The organism is Syntrophorhabdus sp., assembly GCA_012719415.1.
Lineage (GTDB): Bacteria > Desulfobacterota > Syntrophorhabdia > Syntrophorhabdales > Syntrophorhabdaceae > Delta-02.
Window position 1 is genome coordinate 1 of sequence record JAAYAK010000270.1, and the last position, 5,216, is coordinate 5,216.

The window sequence follows — 5,216 nt, forward strand, 5'->3', positions numbered from 1 at the left end:
CCTATCCTCCCTGTCCCCTATCCTCCCTGTCCCCTATCCCCCGCTTCCGATTCCTCCCCCCCTTTCCTGTTTCCTTGCCTCTTTTTCCGTGGTAGGATATGGCACTCATGAGACCAATTACCGCCGTCTGCACCTTCACCGCGGGCTCCATGTTCCTGCCGGCCCTGAGGAACCTGGCCGCGTCCGACCTTATCGAGGAGGTGCTGGTCGTCGCACGGGGGCCCATACCGGACATCCTTCCCCGATGCACGGTCATCAGCACCGGTTCCTTTGCCTCCCGGGAGACCTTTGAAGCCATCCTGGCGAAGGCCGCGACGGAATACCTTCTGTTCATCCCCCGGGCCATCCCCATGCTGGCGGACACGACTACGCTGGAGAGGCTCATCCGTGCGGCCCGGTCCACCGGGGCAGGCACCGTCTATTCCGACTTCTATGACGATACGGGAAAGGGAAAGACGCTCCATCCCCTCATCGACTACCAACCCGGGAGCGTCCGGGATGATTTTAACTTCGGCGCCCTCGCTCTTCTTGACACCTCGATCGTCCGCAAAACGCTTCAAAGGTACGGGCGCACACCGCCCCTGCGCCATGCCGCCCTGTACGACGTCCGGCTGAAGATGTCCATAGATCACGGGATACATCATATCGCGGAACCACTCTACAGTGTCGTGAGCCATGGCGACGCTCCCGAAGGCGAGGTGCACTTCGCCTACGTCGACCCTCGCAATCAACCTCTTCAAAAGGAAATGGAAACGGTCTTCACCGATCATCTCCGGAGGATCAACGCCTATGTGTCCCCGGAGAGGCTGAAGATGATGAAAGAACCGGCCGAGCCTTTCCCCGTGAGGGCCTCCGTGATCATCCCCGTGAAAGACCGCAGAAAGACCATAGCCGATGCCCTCCAGAGCGCCCTCTCGCAGGAGACGGACTTTACCTTCAACGTCATCGTCGTCGACAATCATTCAACGGACGGGACCACGGAGATCATTGCCGACCTGGCAGGCAGGAACCCGGCGATACGCCACATCATCCCTGCCCGGAAGGATCTGGGCATAGGGGGGTGCTGGAATATGGCCATCATGGATGAGGCCTGCGGGCGTTATGCCATCCAGCTCGACTCCGACGACCTCTACGAGAACCACCTTGTTCTCGAAACCATCGTGGATACGATACGCGACGGGCGCTACGCGATGGTCGTCGGCTCCTACACCATCGTCAACGAACGGCTGGAGCAGATACCTCCGGGCCTCATCGACCATCGGGAATGGACCGGTGACAACGGGCACAACAACGCCCTCAGGGTCAATGGCCTCGGCGCGCCGCGGGCATTTTCCACGACGGCCATCCGACGGACAGGCTTCCTCAATGTGAGCTACGGAGAGGACTACGCCGCCGCGTTGAGGATATCCCGGGAATACAGGATCGGAAGGATCTATGAAAGCCTCTACCTGTGCCGCCGCTGGCAGGGCAACACCGATGCCGGTCTGTCCCTGGAGGCGGCGAACAGGAATGACTCCTTCAAGGACTCCCTCCGCACCGCGGAGATCATCGAACGGCAGAGATTGGCAGGGGAGTCCCGCACGTGACGGAAGAGTTGAGGGACCGGATCTTCGCGACCTTCGACGGAGAGGAGGACGCACCTTCCCTCGAGGAATCGTGCAGAGGGCTCCTCTCCGAACAGCAAACGACCTGGCGGGAACTCAGGCAGGCCTATGCTTCGCTGCGCGGGACGCGGTACCGCGACATAGCGTGTGACGGGTTCTCGATCCGCCTCCTCTTTAATCCCGGCAGGGCCGTCAACACGACGGCCGCCGTGAGCCCCGAGGAGATCGGCGAAAGACCCTGTTTCCTTTGCGTCGCCAACCTGCCCGTCGAGCAGAAGTGCATCCTCTACCGGCGTGAGTTCCTGATCCTCGGTAACCCGCGGCCCGTGGTGCCCTTTCACCTCACCATCGCGCATGTCAGCCATCGCCCCCAGACCATGGCCGTCCACACAGAGACGTTCCTGCGCATAGCGGCTGACCTCGGTCCCGGTTTCACGACCCTCTACAACGGGCCGCGTTGCGGGGCCTCTGCCCCCGACCACCTTCATTTCCAGGCGGTACCTTCGGGACAGATGCCTATCGAGAAGGAGATCCACGGGAGGAAAGGCTTCACGCCAACCGTTTCCCGGACCAGGGTCACCGATGTATCCGTGCGGAGGTTGGCCGGCCTCGGGCGCGAGGTCATCCTCATCGAAGGAGATGATGTGCCCCGCCTGGCAGCCGCCTTCAGGGATTACGCGCACGATCTTGCAGATGTGTCGACGCCCCCGGGCGGGCCCGCCGGAGAACCCATGATGAACGCGACCGCCTCTTTCGACGGAAGAATATGGCGCCTCCTCGTCTTCCCCCGACGTGCCCACCGCCCGGCTGCCTTCTACAGAGATGATGACGCAAGGCTCCTTGTCAGCCCCGCCGTCATGGAAATGGCGGGCATCATCGTCACCCCCGCGGAGCGCGATTTCGATCGTCTCGACGCCGCGGCGATAGAGTCCCTCTATCGCGAGGTATCTTTCACCCACGGCTGAGACCAGCCTAAACCCCTGACCCTGGGATGCGATAAAATATGCGGAGACCCACGAACCCGGAATGGCACCCGGGTGTCACGTGCTTGGATTAGATATTGATATACCTGTGCGATTCTATTATCATTGTTCTGGGGAGAGCGCGAACACCTTGAAAACGATGCAGGAATTGACCCGGGAGATCTCTCTCCTGAAGGACAGGATCCGGGAGCTGGAAGAGTCCGAAGCCCACTACAGGACTGTCGTGGAGGGACTGGGGTCTTCCCTGCACCAGTTACGCCTCCTCGTCGACGCGGGGCCGGATTTCTTCTTCCTCAAGGACCTCGACCTCACCTACCAGCTTGTCAACGCGGCAAACGCGCAGTTCTTCGGGCGCACCGAGACCGAGATAGTGGGCAGGAGCGACTGCGATCTCATGCCGGCCGAAGCGGCCGTCGCCTGCCAGCAGAGCGATCGGTTGGCCATAACCGAAAAAAGGACGGTGATCACCACCGAACCCGTCGGGGGAAGGTTCTACGAGACCTACAAATTCCCTTTCCTTGTCAAGGGCACGGTCGCCGGTGTGGCAGGGATCGTGCGCGACGTAACGGAGCGCAAGCTCGCCGAGGAGGAGTTGCGAAAGAGCCGCGCCCTCCTCTCCGACATGATCGAGAACAGCGGCGCCCTCATCTGCGTCAAGGACCGTGACGGACGTTACGAAATGGTAAACCGCAAGTGGCAGGAAGTGACCGGCATCGATCGCGAAAATACCATCGGCAGAACGGACGAGGAACTCTTTCCCGGACCGACGGGGATCGTTTTTCGCCGGAACGACCTGGAGGTCATGGAATCAGGGTCGGTCATGGAGAAAGAGGAGGTCCTGCAGGACGACCGTGGGAAACGGTTCTTCATCTCCATCAAGTTCCCTCTGCGCGACCAGGATGGTTCCGTCAGCGGCATGTGCGCCATGATCACGGAGATCACGGCGCGCAAATCGGTGGAGGAACAGCTTGCCGTCAGCAGGAACCGCCTGTCCCGGGCGGAGATCATATCCCGCTCCGGCAACTGGGAGTTCGACATGGAGACGAAGAACGTCTTCATGTCCCCGGGGGCCCGCAGGATCTTCGGCGTCGGAGATGGAGTATTGACGATCCCGGCCATGAAGGAAATACCCCTTCCCCGGTACCGGCAGACGCTTAACGAGGCACTGGGCGCTCTCATCAATGAGGGCCGCCCTTATGACCTGGAGTTCAAGATACGGCGACCCGACACGGCGGAGGTGGTGGATATACACTCCGTGGCGGAGTATGACAGCGACAGGAAGGTGGTCTTCGGGATCATACAGGACATCACCGACCGCAAGCAGCTCGAATCGCAGCTTCTTCAGGCGAGAAAGCTTGAGGCCATCGGCACCCTGGCGGGCGGCATCGCCCACGACTTCAATAACATCCTCATGGGGATACAGGGAGACGCCTCGCTGATGCTGTCGGAAAAGATGGAAGATACGGGCCATCCCGATTACGAGCGCCTCAAGTCCATCGAGGAACAGGTCAGGAGCGCGTCGAACCTGACCCGTCAGCTTCTGGGTTTTGCACGGGCAGGGGGGTACGAGATACGACCCGCCGATATGAACGAGATCGTCCGCGAAACCTCCGCCATGTTCCACAGGACGAGGAAGGAACTGACGATCCGGGAGAAATACGAGAAGCGCCTCGGCGTCGTGGAGGTTGACCGGGGCCAGATAGAGCAGGTCCTTCTCAATCTCTACCTCAACGCGTGGCAAGCGATGCCCGCGGGGGGAGAGATCCGCCTCACGACGGCCAATGTGGTCATCGACGCGAGCTTCGCGGCCCCTCATGACATCCCTCCCGGGGAATATGTGTCCGTCACCGTTGCTGACACGGGAATGGGCATGGAAGAGGAGACGATGAAGCGCATATTCGATCCCTTCTTCACCACGAAGGAGATGGGCAGGGGGACGGGACTCGGCCTCGCCATGGTGTACGGGATCATGAAGGGACACAAGGGTCTCGTGGACGTAAAGAGCACGCCCGGCCAGGGGACCACGTTCACCCTGTATTTCCCGGCATCGGGAAAGAGGGTCATTCGGGAAAGGCGACCGGCGGCGAAGGCCCTGAGAGGTTCCGAGACGATCCTCCTCGTCGATGACGAATCGACGGTCCTCAGGGTGACCACAAGGATGCTCGAGTCCCTTGGATACACCGTGCACGCCATGAACGACGGATCGGAAGCGGTCTTGTTCTTCAAGGATGGCGGAGGTGCCGTCGACCTCGTAATACTCGACATGGTCATGCCCGGCATGTCCGGCGCCGAGACCTTCGACCGCATCAGGGAATTGAACCCCTCAGTAAAAGTGATCCTCTCGAGCGGCTACAGCATGGATAGTGAGGCCCGGATGATCATGGGCAAGGGATGTACCGGCTTCATCCAGAAGCCTTACAATATGGCCCTTCTGTCCCGAAAGATCCGGGAAGTGCTCGAGAATGAGAATCCATGAATCTCGATCCACAAAAGAAGGGTGTTTTCTCCATCTTCCCGATCTCCCGATCTCTCGAAGATCATTCCCAACTCCCCGTGGTCCTTTTCGTGTCTCATCATCCACAGGCAACCGGCACAGAATCCCATTGACAAGGATCGGATTCGTCGTAGA

At 60.3% G+C, this 5,216-nt stretch carries 3 protein-coding genes; all 3 read left to right on the forward strand.

What is annotated here, in order from left to right; genetic code table 11:
- Window positions 1-107: 107 nt before the first annotated feature.
- The 3 genes from GXX82_15845 (at window position 108) to GXX82_15855 (ending at window position 5,063) form a co-directional block, all read left to right on the forward strand.
- Window positions 108-1,586, forward strand: coding sequence for a glycosyltransferase (locus tag GXX82_15845; protein ID NLT24514.1), 1,479 nt, complete (start codon window positions 108-110; stop codon window positions 1,584-1,586).
- Window positions 1,583-2,569, forward strand: a complete 987-nt coding sequence (locus GXX82_15850; protein NLT24515.1) for a DUF4922 domain-containing protein — start codon at window positions 1,583-1,585, stop codon at window positions 2,567-2,569. Before GXX82_15845 ends, GXX82_15850 begins: the two co-directional genes overlap by 4 nt.
- A 148-nt stretch (window positions 2,570-2,717) precedes the next feature.
- The gene (locus tag GXX82_15855) at window positions 2,718-5,063 is read left to right on the forward strand and encodes a PAS domain-containing protein (GenBank protein NLT24516.1); all 2,346 of its coding nucleotides are present in this window, start codon (window positions 2,718-2,720) and stop codon (window positions 5,061-5,063) included.
- The last annotated feature ends 153 nt before the right edge of the window (window positions 5,064-5,216 follow it).